The 16723-nt window shown below is 68.8% G+C and carries 18 protein-coding genes; 15 read left to right on the forward strand and 3 right to left on the reverse strand.

The annotated features are described in order from the left end of the window. Nucleotides 1–49 precede the first annotated feature (49 nt). On the forward strand, nt 50–1006 hold the full coding sequence (gene dapF / locus AC3ANP_RS11810) for a diaminopimelate epimerase (protein ID WP_488330367.1): 957 nt from the start codon (nt 50–52) through the stop codon (nt 1004–1006). Here the strand turns inward: dapF and AC3ANP_RS11815 are convergent. Beyond that, the gene (locus tag AC3ANP_RS11815; protein ID WP_488330368.1) at nt 987–1601 is read right to left on the reverse strand and encodes a class I SAM-dependent methyltransferase; all 615 of its coding nucleotides are present in this window, start codon (nt 1599–1601) and stop codon (nt 987–989) included. The genes dapF and AC3ANP_RS11815 overlap by 20 nt on opposite strands. A gap of 172 nt (nt 1602–1773) precedes the next feature. On the opposite strand from AC3ANP_RS11815, the gene hflX reads away from it, so the two are divergent. Then, on the forward strand, nt 1774–3369 hold the full coding sequence (gene hflX, locus AC3ANP_RS11820; RefSeq protein ID WP_488330369.1) for a GTPase HflX: 1596 nt from the start codon (nt 1774–1776) through the stop codon (nt 3367–3369). Next, on the forward strand, nt 3362–5437 hold the full coding sequence (locus tag AC3ANP_RS11825; protein ID WP_488330370.1) for an ATP-dependent DNA helicase: 2076 nt from the start codon (nt 3362–3364) through the stop codon (nt 5435–5437). The genes hflX and AC3ANP_RS11825 overlap by 8 nt, the downstream gene beginning before the upstream one ends. Before the next feature lie 14 nt (nt 5438–5451). On the opposite strand, the gene lexA is transcribed toward AC3ANP_RS11825, so the two are convergent. After that, nucleotides 5452–6201, reverse strand: a complete 750-nt coding sequence (gene lexA / locus AC3ANP_RS11830) for a transcriptional repressor LexA (RefSeq protein WP_488330371.1) — start codon at nt 6199–6201, stop codon at nt 5452–5454. 398 nt (nt 6202–6599) lie between these two features. Between lexA and AC3ANP_RS11835 the strand changes: the two genes are divergently transcribed. From AC3ANP_RS11835 to AC3ANP_RS11870, 8 genes are all read left to right on the forward strand, one after another. Continuing rightward, complete coding sequence (locus AC3ANP_RS11835) at nt 6600–7001, forward strand: LysM peptidoglycan-binding domain-containing protein (RefSeq protein WP_488330372.1); 402 nt, start codon at nt 6600–6602, stop codon at nt 6999–7001. An 88-nt stretch (nt 7002–7089) separates the two neighbouring features. Then, nucleotides 7090–8208 carry a histidinol-phosphate transaminase gene (locus AC3ANP_RS11840; RefSeq protein WP_488330373.1) on the forward strand — a complete coding sequence of 373 codons (1119 nt, stop codon included), beginning with the start codon at nt 7090–7092 and terminating at the stop codon, nt 8206–8208. A 66-nt stretch (nt 8209–8274) separates the two neighbouring features. After that, nucleotides 8275–8901 (forward strand): imidazoleglycerol-phosphate dehydratase HisB, encoded by a 627-nt coding sequence (hisB, locus tag AC3ANP_RS11845; RefSeq protein WP_488330374.1) that lies wholly within the window; start codon nt 8275–8277, stop codon nt 8899–8901. After that, entirely contained in the window at nt 8898–9653 is a 756-nt protein-coding gene (hisH, locus tag AC3ANP_RS11850) for an imidazole glycerol phosphate synthase subunit HisH (protein ID WP_488330375.1), read from the forward strand. The genes hisB and hisH overlap by 4 nt, the downstream gene beginning before the upstream one ends. Beyond that, nucleotides 9654–9812, forward strand: a complete 159-nt coding sequence (locus AC3ANP_RS11855) for a hypothetical protein (protein ID WP_488330376.1) — start codon at nt 9654–9656, stop codon at nt 9810–9812. A gap of 54 nt (nt 9813–9866) precedes the next feature. Beyond that, complete coding sequence (gene priA, locus AC3ANP_RS11860; RefSeq protein WP_488330377.1) at nt 9867–10613, forward strand: bifunctional 1-(5-phosphoribosyl)-5-((5-phosphoribosylamino)methylideneamino)imidazole-4-carboxamide isomerase/phosphoribosylanthranilate isomerase PriA; 747 nt, start codon at nt 9867–9869, stop codon at nt 10611–10613. A gap of 11 nt (nt 10614–10624) precedes the next feature. After that, a complete protein-coding gene (locus AC3ANP_RS11865; protein ID WP_488330378.1) occupies nt 10625–11515 on the forward strand; it encodes an SseB family protein in 891 nt (296 codons plus the stop codon). Between the two features lie 64 nt (nt 11516–11579). Beyond that, nucleotides 11580–12902 carry an MFS transporter gene (locus AC3ANP_RS11870; RefSeq protein ID WP_488330379.1) on the forward strand — a complete coding sequence of 441 codons (1323 nt, stop codon included), beginning with the start codon at nt 11580–11582 and terminating at the stop codon, nt 12900–12902. Between the two features lie 47 nt (nt 12903–12949). On the opposite strand, the gene AC3ANP_RS11875 is transcribed toward AC3ANP_RS11870, so the two are convergent. Continuing rightward, on the reverse strand, nt 12950–13336 hold the full coding sequence (locus AC3ANP_RS11875; protein ID WP_488330380.1) for a DUF1844 domain-containing protein: 387 nt from the start codon (nt 13334–13336) through the stop codon (nt 12950–12952). 302 nt (nt 13337–13638) lie between these two features. Here AC3ANP_RS11875 and infC point away from each other — a divergent pair, with 302 nt between their 5' ends. From infC to AC3ANP_RS11895, 4 genes are all read left to right on the forward strand, one after another. Further along, nucleotides 13639–14856, forward strand: coding sequence for a translation initiation factor IF-3 (gene infC / locus AC3ANP_RS11880; RefSeq protein ID WP_488330381.1), 1218 nt, complete (start codon nt 13639–13641; stop codon nt 14854–14856). Between the two features lie 115 nt (nt 14857–14971). Beyond that, the gene (gene rpmI / locus AC3ANP_RS11885) at nt 14972–15166 is read left to right on the forward strand and encodes a 50S ribosomal protein L35 (RefSeq protein ID WP_488330382.1); all 195 of its coding nucleotides are present in this window, start codon (nt 14972–14974) and stop codon (nt 15164–15166) included. 117 nt (nt 15167–15283) lie between these two features. Beyond that, the gene (gene rplT, locus AC3ANP_RS11890) at nt 15284–15736 is read left to right on the forward strand and encodes a 50S ribosomal protein L20 (protein WP_488330383.1); all 453 of its coding nucleotides are present in this window, start codon (nt 15284–15286) and stop codon (nt 15734–15736) included. Nucleotides 15737–15797: 61 nt separating this feature from the next. Continuing rightward, nucleotides 15798–16697, forward strand: a complete 900-nt coding sequence (locus AC3ANP_RS11895) for a TrmH family RNA methyltransferase (RefSeq protein ID WP_488330384.1) — start codon at nt 15798–15800, stop codon at nt 16695–16697. The last annotated feature ends 26 nt before the right edge of the window (nt 16698–16723 follow it).

Raw genomic sequence — 16723 nt, forward strand, 5'->3', positions numbered from 1 at the left:
CGGCCGGCCCGGCGGCGCCGAGCGCCCGCCGGACCGGTAATCTGGGTGCATGGACAAAACCTTCGCCCCGGCGGCTGAGCACTCCCTTGCCGCGGACAGCAGCGCACTGAGCGGACTCACGTTCTCCAAGGGGCACGGCACGGGCAACGACTTCGTCCTCATCGCCGACCCGCACGGCACCCTCGCCCTCACCCCCGAGCAGGTCGCGGCCCTCTGCGACCGGCACCGCGGCATCGGCGCGGACGGCCTCATCCGCGCAGTCCCTTCCAGTTCCCTGCCCGAAGGCAGGGAACTGCTCGCCGCCCACCCCGGCGCCGAGTGGTTCATGGACTACCGCAACGGCGACGGTTCCCTCTCCGAAATGTGCGGAAACGGCGTCCGCGTCTTCGTCCACTTCCTCATCGCCGAAGGCCTGGTGGACCTGCCGGCCGGAGAAGCCCTGACCATCGGCACCCGCGGCGGCGTAAAGACCGTCGTCCGCACCGCTGCCGGCTACGCCGTCGACATGGGTCCCTGGGAATTCATCTTCCCCGGCGAGGCCACCGCCCGGGCGATGGATTCCCTGGTCAGCGCCGACGGGCTCGAAGTCGCCAGGCCCGCGCTGTCCGTCAGCATGGGAAACCCGCACACGGTGGTCGCGCTGGCCGAAGCCGCCGAGCTCGCCGGCACCCAGCTGTTCAGGGCGCCCCGGGTGGACCCCGCGCCGCCGCACGGCACCAACGTGGAGTTCGTGGTGCCCGCCGAACCGCTCGTTCACGACGGCGTGGGGACCATCACCATGCGGGTGCACGAGCGCGGCGTGGGGGAGACGCAGTCCTGCGGCACCGGTGCCTGCGCCGCCGCCGTCGCGATCCGGCACTGGGCCGGCCAGGACGCCCCCGACACCTGGCAGGTAGCCGTGCCCGGCGGCGTCGTGGGCGTGAAGTTCTTCGTTGCCGCAGACGGCCACGAGCACGTGGAACTGAGCGGGCCGGCCGTGATCGTCGCTAGCGGGACGATTTCCTGACCCGCAGGATCCGGAACGACTTGGAAGTGCTCTCGCGCGTCACGGTGAAACTGTCGTCAAGTTCGGCGGCGAGCCAGCGCTGAAGCGAGTCCGAGCCAAGGTTCTTCTGGACCACCAGCCAGGCCGAACCACCCGCAGCGAGCCGCGGCAACCAGTGCAACAACAGGGCGTGCAGTTCATCTTTGCCGATCCGGATGGGCGGGTTGGACCAGATCGTGTCGAAACGCACGTCGGGATCCACCTCACCAGGGGTGCTGGCGGTGACATTGCCGAGCCCCAGCAGGGCCGCGTTCTCATTCGTCAGCGTCACGCAGCGCTCGTTGACGTCCACCGCGAACACCCGGGCATGCGGGGCCTTCAAGGCCATGGTCAGCGCAATGGGACCCCAGCCGCAGCCAATGTCCAACAGGTTGCCCTGCGGAGCCGGAGCCGGGACGTCCGCCAGCAGCACGGCGGTTCCCTTGTCGATGCCGTCGGGGCTGAAGATCCCGGACGACGTCTGCAGCTGCCGCCGCGCGCCGGCAAGCTCCACGGTCAGGGGCTTGCGGGTGAACGGCCCGGCCGGCTGGGCGCTGAAATAATGTGCAGACTCCATAACTGGCCAGATTAGTTGGCCCTGCGACGGTATGCGAAACCGGCCGGCAGCCCGGCGGCGGACGGCCGCGCACGAGGCGCAGCCGGCGAAAAGTCGTCAGCCCAGCGCGTATTCCGCGCCACCGGACACCGAACAGCACTATTCTGAAAGTGCAGACCCTTCAAAGGAGACCATGACCAGCCATCCCAACACCGGATCCGATTCAGCCGACCAGGATATGAGTCCTGCCGAAATCCAGGCTGTCATCGACCGGATTCTCTCCAAAGACCTTCCCGTCGGCGGAGCCAGCCAGCCCAACGGCGCCGGCAACGGAGCCGGCCATCCCGGCGGAACGAGGGCGGTGTTCGGCAAAGCCCAGGCGATCTCGCCGCTGGAAGAGGAACACGGCAGCTACGACGGCGACCAGCAGGATCTCGAGGAGCGCCGCGCCTTGCGCCGCACCGCGGGGCTGTCGACCGAACTCGAAGACGTCACCGAAGTCGAATACCGCCAGTTGCGGCTGGAGCGTGTGGTCCTGGCCGGACTGTGGAGCGAGGGCACCCTCGCCGACGCCGAGAACTCACTGCGCGAACTGGCGGCACTGGCAGAGACCGCAGGCTCAGAGGTGCTGGACGGACTCGTCCAGCGCCGCGCCAAGCCTGACCCGGGAACCTTCCTCGGCTCCGGCAAGGCCCGCGAACTGAAAGACATCGTGATGTCCACCGGCGCCGACACGGTGGTGGTCGACGCCGAACTGGCCCCCTCCCAGCGGCGCGGACTGGAAGACATCGTCAAGGTCAAGGTCATCGACCGGACCGCACTGATCCTGGACATTTTCGCCCAGCACGCCAAGAGCCGCGAGGGCAAGGCCCAGGTGGAACTGGCCCAGCTCGAATATCTGCTTCCGCGGCTGCGCGGCTGGGGCGAGTCGATGTCCCGGCAGGCCGGCGGCCAGGTCGGCGGCGCCGGTGCCGGCATGGGCTCCCGCGGCCCCGGTGAAACCAAAATCGAGCTGGACCGCCGCCGCATCCGCATCCGGATGGCCAAACTGCGCCGCGAAATCGCCGCCATGAAGCCGGCCCGCGAAACCAAGCGCGCCAACCGGCGCCGCAATGCGGTGCCCTCGGTGGCAATCGCCGGTTACACCAACGCCGGTAAGTCCTCGCTGCTGAACCGGCTCACCGACGCCGGGGTGCTGGTCGAGAACGCCCTGTTCGCCACCTTGGACCCGACCGTCCGCAAAGCCGAAACGACAGACGGTTTGGGGTACACCCTCGCGGACACCGTTGGCTTTGTCCGCTCCCTGCCCACGCAGCTGGTCGAGGCGTTCCGTTCCACCCTCGAGGAAGTGGCCGACTCGGACCTGATCCTGCACGTCGTCGACGTCTCGCACCCGGACCCGGAGGGGCAGATCGCCGCCGTCCGGGCGGTCTTCAGCGAAGTCGACGCCCACAAGGTGCCGGAAATCATCGTCCTGAACAAGGCGGACGCGGCCGACCCGTTCGTGATCGAACGGCTGAAGCAGCGCGAGCCGCGCCACGTCGTCGTGTCCGCCCGCACCGGCGAAGGCATTCCGGAACTGCTCAAGGCCATCAGCGAGGGCATCCCGCGGCCCAGCGTGAAAATGGAACTGCTGATTCCGTACAGCCGCGGCGACCTGCTCAGCAAACTGCACGAAGCCGACGCGGAAATCATCAGCCTGGACCACGAGGAAGCCGGCACCCGGGCCGTGGTCAAGGTCCGCGAAGACCTCGCGGCCGAGCTGGATTCGTTTGTCAGCAATGGCTGAACCGGCCATGACCGCGGCGCCGGCGGGCGCCGGCAGGTCCGGCGAGGAGTTCGTCGTCGAGCTGCTCGACCGGGCGGTCGCCGCCATGGGCGGCCAAAGCCGCGACGGCCAGCACGAGATGGCCCGGCAGGTGGCCCGCGCGATCGAAACCGGCGACCACCTGCTGGTCCAGGCCGGCACCGGCACCGGCAAGTCGCTGGCGTACCTGATTCCGCTGATCGCGCACTCGCTGGTCAGCGACAAGCCCACCCTGGTGTCCACCGCCACCCTGGCCCTGCAGACCCAGATCGTCGGCCGGGACCTGCCGCGGCTGCTCAAGACCATCACCCCGGCGCTGTCCAGACCGGTCAAGGTGGCCCTGGTCAAGGGCCGCGCCAACTACGTCTGCCGGCACAAACTCGAGGGCGGGTTCCCGTCCGAGGAACCGGCCGAGGGCCAGCTGTTCTCCCTCGGCGAGGACACCTCCGTGCCGCACTTCGCCGCCGCCATGGGCGGCCCGTCCTCCCAGCTCGGCAAGGAGGTGGTCCGGCTGCGTGAATGGGCCGAGGACACCGCCACGGGCGACCGGGACGAGCTCATGCCGGGCGTCACCGACCGCGCGTGGCGCCAGGTGTCCGTGACCTCGATGGAATGCCTCGGGGCCCAGAAATGCCCGCTCGCCGCGGAATGCTTCAGCGAACTGGCCCGGCACGAAGCGGCCGACGCCGACGTCGTCGTCACCAACCACGCGATGCTGGCCGTGAGCGCCTTCGAGGGCCTGGCGGTGCTGCCCGAATACGACGTCGTGGTGGTGGACGAGGCGCACGAGCTGCAGGACCGGGTCACCGGAGCCGTCACCGGCCAGCTGTCCGTGGCCATGGTGCACGCCGCGGCCTCCGGCGCCCGCAAACACACCGGAATTACCGTCGATGCCCTGAACAACGCAGCATCCAACCTCGAGCTCGCCGTCGCGGGCGTGCCCAGCGGGCTCATGCCGAACGGCTTGAACAGTGAACAGCTCGACTGTGTGGACCAGTTGCGGGACGCCTGCCGCGCCGCGCTCTCCGACTCGAAGGGCGACAGCAACAGCACCGCCGACGGCGGCCGGCAGCTGGCGCGGTCGCGCCTGATGGTGATCCTGGAACTGTGCGAACGGCTGCTCGCCGCCCGGGAGAACCGCGAGGTGGTCTGGTTCTCCCGCAACAGCAGCTTCGACCCGCAACAGGGCTACTCCCAGCCCGACGACTCCGCGCCGGCGCTGATCAACGTCGCCCCGCTCAGTGTCGCCGGCCGGCTGCGGGAGGGCCTGTTCGCCGACCACACGGTGGTCCTGACGTCGGCGACGCTGGCCATCGGTGCGGCCTTCGAACCCGCCGCCGGCGGCCTGGGACTGGTGGGCACCGGAGCTCCGAGCTGGACCGGCGTCGACGTTGGATCCCCCTTCGAATACCCCCGGCAGGGCATCCTGTACGTCGCCAAGCACCTGCCCAAGCCCGGCCGCGGCACCTCCCCGGAGGCACTCGACGAGCTGGAGAAGCTGATCCGCGCCTCGGGCGGGGGAGCACTGTGCCTCTTTTCCTCCCGGCGCGCCGCCGAAGATGCGGCCGACGCCCTGCGCCCCAGGCTGGACCCGCGCATCCTTTGCCAAGGAGAGTCAAGCATCGCGGCGCTGGTGAAGCAGTTCGCCGACGAGGCGGACACCTGCCTGTTCGGCACGATGTCGTTGTGGCAGGGTGTCGACGTGCCCGGGAACTCCTGCCGGCTGGTGGTAATCGACAGGATCCCGTTCCCGCGTCCGGATGACCCGCTGATGACGGCCCGGTCGCGCGCCGTGGCCCAGGCCGGCGGCAACGGTTTCATGAGCGTTTCGGCCACCCACGCCGCCATCCGCCTCGCGCAGGGCGCCGGGCGGTTGATCCGCTCGACGTCGGACCGGGGCGTCGTGGCGGTGCTCGACTCCAGGCTCTCCACCGAACGGTATGGCGGCTTCCTTCGTGCGGCGCTGCCGCCGTTCTGGCCGACCACCGACCCGGCTGTAGCCGTCGGCGCGCTTGAACGCCTCGCCAAGGACGGTTCGGACGGCCGCTAGGTCCGGGCTGTCCCCTAGAGGGAACGCAGCACCGAGACGACCTTGCCCATAATGACGGCGTGGTCACCCAGGATGGGTTCGTACTGGGTGTTCTGCGGGAGCAGCCAGGTGTGGCCGTCGCGCTGGCGGAAGGTTTTGACCGTGGCCTCGTCGTCAAGCAGCGCCGCGACGATCTCCCCGTTGACGGCGTCGTTCTGGCGCCGCACCACCACCCAGTCGCCGTCGCAGATGGCGGCGTCAATCATCGAGTCCCCGGCCACCCGCAGCATGAAGAGTTCGCCGTGGCCCACCAGTTGGCGCGGCAGCGGCATCACATCTTCGACCACCTGATCGGCCAGGATCGGTCCGCCGGCGGCGATGCGGCCCACAAACGGGACCATTGCGGTGTCTGTAGCGCTGGCGAGTTCGGCGACGGCGACACCGCCGACGGCCCGCAGGCCGCTGGACTTCGTCATCCCCGAAACCTTCGCGGCGCCCTCATCGAGCGTCAAAGGCATCAACACCTCCATGGCGCGCGGCCGCTTCGGGTCGCGCCGGAGGTAGCCGAGCTTTTCCAGCTGGGAGAGCTGGTGCGTGACGCTGGACAGGCTGGCCAGGCCCACCGTGTCGCCGATCTCCCGCATGGACGGCGGGTAGCCGTTGTCCGTCACCGAACGCTGGATGGTCTCCAGGATCTTCTTTTGCCGGACGGTAAGGCTCTTCGGCGCCCGGGCGGTCTGGGGGCCGCGAGGGGTGGCCCTCCCGCCGGCGGCTTGTGCTGCCATGTTCGCCATGCCTTTCGCTTCCGCCGGGCCGTTGTGGGTGCCGGGACCCAGGGCCGGAAGAGGAATGTCAGACCCTGGTGGTCAACTGCTCGTGGTCAAGAGATCTTGGCCGCGGGCGGTTGTCCTGTGAATCAAAAGTAGGCCAGCCACCGGAGTTTTTCAAACATTTGTTCTAGTGAGTCTCGACAATGTTCGTTCATAGGTGCTAAAACAGAACATGCAGGGTTCGAAAGTATGTTCGAAAAGCGGCTGTGGGCCGGATCGCAGGATTCGGCACTGTGTTCGAGCTTTGTGATTGACGACGACGTTCGAAGGTTTGCGTTCGATGGTTCGGCCGGTTGGCGGCAGGTTAGTGGAGTACGCCGGGCGGCACAGATAAGTCCAGGAGGGCTCAACTCATGTCAGCAGTAAGCGCATTTTCCGGATCGCCGGTAGCCGTTCCCGTGGCGGGCGCCCGTGCGGCGGCGGCCGTCCCCACCACGGGGCGTGCCCCGCTCCGGCTGACCCGCCGCGGACGGTTCGTTTTCTTTGGGCTGCCGCTGATCCTGTTGGCCGCCCTCATGCTCTCCTTCGCCGGGTTCCTGAACGCGCCGGCAAAGGCCGCGGACTCGTCCGCGGAGCTTTCGGTAACGCCGACGGTCTCGGTAACCGTCCAGCCCGGCGAGTCGCTGTGGGCCATCGCCGGCGCCGTGGCCCCGGAACGCGACCCCCGTGACGTTGTCGCCGACATCGTGGAGCTGAACAACCTCGCGGCGCCCCGCGTCATCCCCGGACAGCAACTCTTCGTCCCCTCCAAGTAGCCGCCCAAGCGCGGCCGGCGGGCCACCGTAAAGGCCCGCCCGTGGTCACAGTTTCAGGTCCGGGGCCCGCCTCACTTAAACTGGACAGGTGACCGACCAGCTTGAGCGCCTCAACCGACTGCCCCTCCGGACCAATCTGCGGGGGCTGCGGCCCTACGGCGCCCCCCAGCTGAATGTCCCCATCCTGCTGAACGTCAACGAAAACACGCATGGCGTCCCCGCGGACGTCCGTGCAGCCATCGCCGAGGCGGTGACGGAAGCCGCCGCCGGCCTGAACCGGTACCCGGACCGGGAGTTCACCGACCTGCGCGAGGCGCTGGCGGAGTATCTGGGCCACGGGCTGGGCGCCGAGAACCTCTGGGCAGCCAACGGGTCCAATGAAGTCCTGCAGCAGATTCTGCAGGCCTTCGGCGGCCCCGGGCGCACGGCTCTCGGATTCCCTCCGACCTACTCGATGTACCCGCTGCTGGCCGCGGGCACGGACACCGAATACATCGTCGGTGTCCGCGGCGACGACTACGGGCTGAGCGCGGAGTCGGCGGCACGCCAGGTGCGCGAGCTTAAACCCAACGTTGTCTTCCTCTGCTCGCCGAACAATCCCACCGGCACCGGCCTGGGCATCGACGTCGTCGAGGCTGTCTACGAGGCGGGTGAGGCCAGCCAGACGATCGTGATCGTGGATGAGGCCTACCACGAGTTCGCCCACGACGGCACCCCCAGCGCGCTGACGCTGCTGCCGGGCCGGGAACGGTTGATCGTCTCGCGCACCATGAGCAAGGCATTCGCCCTCGCCGGCGCGCGGCTGGGCTACATGGCGGCAGCGCCGGAAGTCACCGACGCCCTTCGCCTGGTCCGGCTGCCGTACCACCTGTCTGCCATTACCCAGGCCACCGCCCTGGCAGCGTTGCGCCACCGCGTCGCGCTGATGGCAGACGTCGAGGACATCAAGCGCCAGCGGGACCGGATTGTCTCGGAGCTGACCCGGTTGGGGCTGAAACCGGCCGCCTCCGATTCCAACTACGTCTTCTTTGGCGGCCTGGAGAATCCGCACGAGGTCTGGCAGGCCCTGCTGGAGGCCGGAGTGCTCATCCGCGACGTCGGCATCCCCGGCCACCTGCGGGTCACCGCCGGTACTGAGACCGAAACCACAGCGTTTCTGCACGCCCTCGAACGGATCCTGGCCGGCCGGGATGTACAGTCCGCCTAGACTTAACCCTGGACCCTGCACGCCCCGTTCGGCGGGCGCCCGCCTTCTTCCAAAGGACAACCCCACATGAGCAACACCGGATCTGCCGCGGCCAGGACCCGCACCGCACGCCTGGAGCGGACCACCAGCGAGTCCTCCGTGCTGGTCGAGATCGACCTTGACGGCACCGGCGTCTCCGACATCAGCACCTCGGTGCCGTTCTACGACCACATGCTGACGGCCCTGAGCAAGCACTCCCTGATCGACATGACCGTCAAGGCCACCGGCGATACCCACATCGACGTCCACCACACCGTGGAGGACGTGGCCATCACCTTCGGCGAGGTCCTCCGGACGGCGCTGGGCAACAAAGCCGGAATCCGTCGCTTTGGCCAGGCCTCGATTCCGCTCGATGAAGCCCTCGCGCACGCCGTCGTCGACGTCTCCGGCCGGCCCTACCTGGTTCACTCCGGCGAACCGGCCGGCCAGGAATACCACCTGATCGGCGGCCACTTCACCGGTTCCCTGACGCGCCACGTCTTCGAAGCCATCACACTGCACGCCGGCATCTGCCTGCACATGAACGTCACGGCCGGCCGCGACCCGCACCACATCGTCGAAGCCCAGTTCAAGGCCTTTTCCCGGGCCCTCCGGGCAGCCGTAGAGCCGGACCCCCGGGTCGAGGGGATCCCCTCCACGAAGGGCGCGCTGTGACCGGCCAGGAACTGCGGGACGGCGCCGTTATCGACCCACACGCGACCCGGAAGCCGGCCTCGCCCGAGGGCAAGCCCACGGTAACCGTGCTCGACTACGGGTCCGGCAACGTCCGCTCCGCGGTGCGCGCGCTCGAACGCGCCGGCGCCGAGGTCATCCTCAGCGCCCGGCCCGAGGACGTCCTGAACGCTGACGGCCTCGTCGTGCCCGGCGTCGGCGCCTTCGAAACGGTGATGAATGAACTCCAGTCGGTGGACGCCATCAGGATGATCGGCCGCCGCGTCGCCGGCGGCCGGCCTGTGCTCGCCATCTGCGTCGGGCTGCAGGTCCTTTTCGAAGCCGGCGTGGAGCACGGCACCGTCACCGAAGGCATCGGCGAATGGCCCGGCACAGTCGAGCGCCTGCCCGCCGAGGTCGTGCCGCACATGGGCTGGAACACGGTCCGCGTTCCGGAAGGTTCCCGGCTGTTCGCGGGCGTCGAAAATGAACGGTTCTACTTTGTCCACTCCTACGGCGTGCAGCACTGGGACTTTGACGTGATCGCGCCGCGGATGGCGGCCCCGCTGGTCACCTGGTCCGAGCACGGCGGACCGTTCATCGCGGCGGTGGAGAACGGTCCGCTGTGCGCCACGCAGTTCCATCCGGAAAAGTCCGGTGACGCCGGCGCACGCCTGCTCCGCAACTGGGTGCAGGGCCTGCGTGGCGGCACGGCCGCCGGTGCCGCCTCCGTGCCCGGCTCCGAGACTGCCTAGATGTGGTCCCTGGTCCTGATGGGCCTCGCCGGCCTGCTGGTTGGCGGCGCCCTGTCCTTCCGGCAGCAAAAAAGCCCGCTCTGGGTCCAGGTTGCCTTCTACCTGCTGGCCGGGATGTCGCTGCTGGCTGCCTATCTGCTGACCCTGCCGGGCAACTGAGCCGGCGCCCCGACCTGCTCTGTCTGACCGCTCCAATACTGTGAGGACCCTACGATGACCACCGAAACCCCGCACCCCGCACTCGAGCTGCTTCCCGCCGTCGACGTCGTCAACGGGCAGGCCGTGCGCCTGGTCCAGGGCGAGGCCGGCAGCGAAACGAGCTACGGCACGCCACTGGAAGCTGCGCTGAACTGGCAGGAGCAGGGCGCCGAATGGGTCCACCTGGTGGACCTGGACGCAGCCTTCGGCCGAGGCTCCAACGCGGAACTGCTGCGCGAAGTGGTCGGCCGGCTCGACATCAGGGTCGAACTCTCCGGCGGCCTGCGCGACGACGAGTCGCTTGAAAAGGCCCTGGACCTGGGCGTGGCCCGGGTCAACCTGGGCACCGCGGCGCTGGAGAACCCGGAATGGACCGCCCGCGTCATCGAACGTTTCGGCGACAAGATCGCCGTCGGGCTCGACGTCCGGGGCACCACCCTGGCCGGCCGAGGCTGGACCAAGGAGGGCGGGGACCTGTGGGATGTCCTCGGCCGGCTGGAGGAAGCCGGCTGCGCCCGCTACGTTGTCACCGACGTCACCAAGGACGGCACGCTGCAGGGCCCCAACGTTGAGCTCCTGCGGCAGATGGTGGAAAAAACCGGAAAGCCCGTGGTGGCCTCGGGCGGCATCTCCAGCCTGGAGGACCTGCGGGTCCTGCGCTCCCTGGTGCCGCTGGGCGTCGAAGGCGCGATCGTGGGCAAGGCGCTCTACAACGGCAACTTCACCCTTCCCGAAGCCCTCGACGTCGCCGGCCGCCGCTAAAGGCCGGCGCCATGGGACACAGCAGCCCGCAGCACGGACGCCGCCTTCCGGGCCACATCGAGGCGGCCCTGGCCGGCGCCGGCGGCGCCACTGACTCTGCAGGGCAGCCCTGGGCCGGCCGCAGCCTCAGCGGCGACCATGCGAACATCCACAACTTTGAGGACGACGACGGCGCCCCCGACGCCGGCTACGTCGCCGCCCTCGCGGCCCTCGGCGCCGGCACCGGCGACGAAGCAGCGGTCGTGGCGGCGCTGGCCACCGCCCGCGTGTTCGTACCCGTCCTGGCCCAACTCGCCGAGGAGGCCGCGGCCGTCCTTGGGGCGGACGGTCAGGAACTGCACGGGGATAAACAGGCAGACATGGCCCTCGTGACCCTCCGGTCCTCCGACGGCCGGACCGCCCTGCCGGTGTTCAGTTCCGCCGCTGCCCTCGCCGCCTGGCATGCAGAGGCGCGCCCGGTCGCGGTGTACGCCCCGCGGGCTGCGCTGTCCGCAGTGGCCGAAAATGCGGAACTGCTGGTGCTGGACCCCGGCGCGGACACCACCTTCGTGGTGCGACGGCCGGCCGTGTGGGCCCTGGCCCGGCAACAGCACTGGACGCCGAGCTATGCCGACCCCGAAGTGGCGGCGGCCGCCGGAGCCGCCGCGGCCGGATTTCCTGCCCTCCGGCGCGTTGAAATCCAGCCCGGCGGGGGAGTTGCCTCGGTGCAGGCCGGCGGCCGGCGGCTCGCCGGCGGCGGCACCGGACCGGAACTGCGGTTGGTGCTGTACCTTGAGGACGGGCTGGATGCCGCGGCGGTGCAGTCCATCGTCGCCGGCCTCAACGATGCCTGGGCCCGGAATGAGACCTTCGTGGAACGGGTTGACTCGATAGAAATCAAGTTGCAGCGCGCGGCAGCCTAGCCGGCGGCGGGGCCCTGGCCTCCCGGTGCTGCCGACCGAAAGCACACAAGAGGACCACTGTTTCGTGAATTTCGCGCTTTACCGGGACCTGCTGGCTGTCAGGCCCATCCGGAACCTGCTGCTTGTCGGCATGGTCGCCCGCATCCCGCACTCCGCCGCCGGTGTGCTGTTGACTTTGCATATCGTCCTGACTCTCGGCCAGGGCTACGCCGCGGCCGGTGCGGCCGCCGCCGTCATGACCATCGGTATTGCCGTAGGCGCCCCCTGGCGGGGAAGGCGCGTCGACACCGTGGGGCTGCGCCGGGCGCTCATTCCCTCCGTGGTTTCCGAGACGGTCATCTGGTCGATCGTTCCGCACGTCAGCTACCAGCTGCTGCTGCCGTTGGTCTTCGTCGGCGGCCTGCTGACGCTGCCGATTTTCAGCGTCGTGCGGCAGTCGCTCGGAATCCTCGCCAGCGGCGAGCAGCGCCGAACCGCCTTCGCGCTGGACTCGATCAGCACCGAACTGGTCTTCATGATCGGACCCGCGGTGGGTGCCATCGTCGCCACCGCGGGCTTTTCCGTGCTGGGACTGACGGTGGTGGGGGCCGCCACCTCGTTCTCGGGGCTGTTCCTGATGTGGATCAACCCGCCGACCCGCAGCGCCGTGCCCGGCGTGGCACCGGATCCAGGGTTCGAGGCGTCCCAGCAGGAAAGTGCCGAGGCGGCGATCGTGGCGACGGCTCCGGCGAGCGTGCAGGAGGCGGCCGCCGAGTTGGTGCCGCTGGCGGCCGCCGAACAGCGCCGCCGGGCCCGGCTCGGCCTGCGCCACAAGGTTGTCCACAGTTTCACCTGGTTGACGGCCGCCGTGGCTGCCGTCTTCGCAGTCGCGGCCGGGGCCGGCATGGTGCTCAGCGGCAGCGACGTCGGGATTGTCGCCGTCCTCCAGACCGGCGGGCACCAAACCGAGATCGGCCTGGTCTTCCTCTGCTGGTGCGGCGCGTCGGTGCTGGGCGGCCTGGTTTACGGGGCCATGCACCGGCCGGTGTCACCCATTCTGCTGCTGCTGGGAATGGCCGTCCTGACCATTCCGATGGGCCTGGCCCAGGACACCTTGACCCTGGCGCTGCTGTCGTTGCTGCCAGGCCTGCTGTGCGCTCCGGTCCTCTCCGCGGCTTCCGAACGGGTGGCGGAGCTGGTGGAGGAGTCCCGCCGCGGAGAGGCGATGGGCTGGTACGGATCTGCGCTGACCGGCGGGGTGGCGCTTGGTGCGCCGCTGGCCGGCCTCTTCATCGACGGGGTGGGCGCGGGGGCCGGCTTTGCCTCGGTCGGTGCAGCCGGCACCGTGCTCTGCCTGGTGTGCCTGGTGCTGCAGCGCCGCCGCCGGAGCCGGCTCGCGGCGGCCTAGGGTGTGGCGCTGCGGCTCGCCGGTGCCGGCGAGCCGCGGCGGGTTGGCTAGTTAACCGCGCCGGTGTACTTCTCGCCCGGGCCCTTGCCGGGGGCGTCCGGGATCACCGACTCCTCGCGGAAGGCCAGCTGCAGCGACCGCAGGCCGTCGCGCAAGGGCCCGGCATGCTGGGAACCGATTTCGGGTGCGGCTGCAGTCACCAGGCCGGCCAGGGCAGTGATCAGCTTGCGGGCCTCGTCCAAGTCCTTGAGTTCTTCGGCGTTGTCCTCGGCCGCCAGGCCGAGCTTGACCGCTGCAGCGCTCATGAGGTGAACGGCCGCGGTGGTGATGACCTCGATCGCGGGGACCTCGGAGATGTCGCGGATCTGCTGATTTACATCCGCCGCTGCGCCGGCGGGCTGGTAAACGTGTGAATTACTGTCTGAAGTGCTCATGCTGGTAAGCTTGTCACAGACCAACTGGATGTCGTTATTTTTTGCCTGACGCCCCGTGCTGAGGCCGCGAGACGCAACAAGTATGTTGCGCTTGCGGTTGACCGGGACTTATTCGGTAGAATTGTTTTCAGTTTGCAAGCGGAGTTCTCTCCCACCCGCGTCAGCCGCCACGGTTCCCCACCGGAATCAAGGTTGCCGGGTACTTGGTCGGGCATTCCCGGGCGTACAGTCCGCGGAAGTGCATGCCGTCCCCTCGCGGGACCGGCAGACCCGATCTTTGAGGCCTTCGATTGCTCCGGCGATTGAGGGCCTTCTTCATTTGCCGGTGGACTACCCCTCACGAACACAGGAGCTTTAACATTAGCGAGCCAAGAATCAATGAGCGTATCCGCGTCCCCGAGGTGCGGCTGGTCGGCCCTGCAGGCGAACAGGTAGGAGTCGTCCGCATTGAGGATGCCCTGCGTTTGGCTGCCGAGTCCGACCTTGATCTCGTTGAAGTTGCACCGCAGGCCAAGCCTCCGGTGTGCAAGCTGATGGACTTCGGCAAGTACAAGTACGAGGCTGCGGTCAAGGCGCGCGAGGCCCGGAAGAACCAGACCAACACGGTTCTGAAGGAAATCCGTTTCCGGCTGAAGATCGACAAGCACGACTACGAGACCAAGCGCGGCCACGCGCTCCGCTTCCTCGGCGCCGGCGACAAGGTCAAGGCCATGATCCAGTTCCGCGGCCGTGAGCAGCAGCGCCCCGAAATGGGCATCCGACTGCTCCAGCGCTTCGCCGAGGACGTCGCAGAGGTCGGTGTCGTGGAGTCCAGCCCACGCATCGACGGCCGCAACATGGTCATGGTCGTCGGCCCGCTGAAGAACAAGGCCGAAGCCAAGGCAGAGGCGCGCCGCGCAACGCAGCGGGCCGAAGCGAAGGCTGAAAACGACGCCAAGGCCGCAGGCCGCGTCGACACCTCCGGTGCCGGCGCCCCGCTGACCCAGTCCCTCGCCGGGCTGCTCCCGGAGGGCTTCGGCTCCCAGGCTGAAGCGCCGGAAGCGGAAGCTCCCGCCGTCGAGGCCGCTACGCCCGAAGCTGCCGTGACCGCACAGGTTCCGGCGGAGACGGCCGCAGCTGCACAGGAGCCCAAGCAGGAAGCTCCGAAGGCTGAAGCCCCCCAGGCTGAGGCTCCGAAGGCTGCCGCGCCGAAGGCCGCTCCGAAGCAGGAAGCGCCCAAGGCCGAGGTTCCTAAGCAGGAGGCTCCCAAGGCTGCCGCGCCGAAGGCCGCTCCGAAGCAGGAAGCGCCCAAGGCCGAGGCTCCCAAGGCTGCCGCGCCGAAGGCCGCCCCGAAGCAGGAGGCGCCGAAGGCTGCCGCGCCGAAGGCACCTGCCGCGGCACCGGCCCCGGCCGCCGACAAGCCTGCTCCGAAGCCGGTTGCGGCGCCCAAGCCGGTTGCCCGGCCGGCGGCACCGAAGCCTGCGGCACGGCCGGCTGCCCCTAAGGCAGCTCCGAAGCCGGGCAGCAAGAAGACCAACTAGTTCACGGCTGCCGGACAGCAATGTCCGGCAGCAGGCAACCAGCACGCCTCCCGCAGGGGTGGCTGCACGAAAGACTGCAGGCCTAGCCTGCGGATACGTAAGGAGATCGGTTCCCATGCCGAAGATGAAGACCCACAGCGGTGCTAAGAAGCGATTCAAGCTGACCGGCACCGGCAAGCTGCGCCGTCAGCAGGCCAACCGCCGGCACTACCTCGAGCACAAGTCCTCCAGGCTGACCCGCCGCCTCGCCGGCGACCGGATCGTCTTCAAGGGCGACGCCAAGGTCATCCGGAAGATGCTCGGCATCTAAGTTCCAAGTTCTCGGATCGCTGCCAGCCGGCGGTGATCCACTACCAAACGGCTTCTCAGGCCAGCCGGGCGACCGGCAGTAGATGCTTGGGATCAGAATTTTCGAAGGAGTACGCACGTGGCACGTGTGAAGAGGGCGGTCAACGCCCACAAGAAGCGCAGGGTTATCCTCGAACGCGCAAAGGGCTACCGCGGACAGCGTTCACGCTTGTACCGCAAGGCGAAGGAACAGCTGCTGCACTCGTTCGTGTACAGCTACGGCGACCGCAAGAAGAAGAAGGGCGACTTCCGCCGCCTCTGGATCCAGCGCATCAACGCTGCCTCCCGCGCCAACGGCCTGACCTACAACCGCCTGATCCAGGGCCTGAAGGCCGCCGAGGTCGAGGTTGACCGCCGCATGCTCGCCGAACTGGCCGTCTCGGACGCCAACGCCTTCGCCGCGCTGGTCCAGATCGCCAAGGACTCGCTGCCCGCCGACACCTCCGCGCCGGCCGCCGCTGCCGCCGCGCCGGCTCCGAAGGCCGCCAAGAAGGCTCCGGCCAAGAAGCCGGCCGCCGCTGCCGCCGAGTAGTAGCGCAGTTCACAAGCTGCCCCGTTCAGGAACCGCTCGCAGGAGCAACTAAGGTTCTTATATGAACGAGACCGGGCGCCCGCAAGACTTTCCGCTTTCCAACCCCCGAGCCGATCGGGTGAGGAAGGTGGCACAGCTTGCCGGGCGCCCGGCCCGTTTAAAGCGGCACGAGTTCCTCGCCGAAGGACCGCAGGCCGTGCGGGAGGCGCTGAAACTGCATCAGCAGCGGATCGCCGCGGGGGAGCCGGGCATCGTCGACGAGGTGTACGCCAGCGAGAGCTGCCTGGACCGGCACCCGGAGCTGGAAGCACTCGCGGAGGGCACCGCCGCGTACCTGGCCACTGATGAAGTCCTCGCGGCGATGGCGGACACCGTCACCCCTCAGGGCATCCTGGCTGTCTGCCGCTTCCTGGATGTCAGCCTCGAGCAGGTGCTGGACCGGGGCCCGCGGCTGGTGGCGGTCCTGTGCCAGGTCCGGGACCCGGGCAATGCCGGGACGGTGCTGCGCGCGGCCGACGCTGCCGGCGCCGACGCGGTCATCCTGACCGGGTCCAGCGTCGATATCTACAATCCGAAGGCAGTGCGGTCGACGGCGGGGTCCCTCTTCCATCTGCCGATCGTCCTCGGCGCTGACGTGGCGGAGGTGGCCGCCCGGTGCAAGGAACGCGGCATCGGCTTGCTGGCAGCCGACGGCTACGGTTCGCTGAACCTCGATGAGCTCCAGGACAGCAGCGCCGCGCGGCGGCTCGGCGCAGCAGCCGCCGAGCAGGAGTACCGCCTGGAAGAACCCACGGCGTGGCTGTTCGGCAACGAAGCCCAGGGCCTGGCCGAGGAAGAGCTGGCCGTGGCCGACCACCGGGTCGCCGTGCCGGTCTACGGCGCGGCCGAGAGCCTGAACCTGGGCACCGCCGCCTCGGTGTGCCTGTACGCCAGTGCCCGGGCCCAGCAACGCGCGGTCTAGGACAGTCGAGGGCCGAAACAACGAAA

Source organism: Arthrobacter sp. JB02-1C (genome assembly GCF_057748045.1).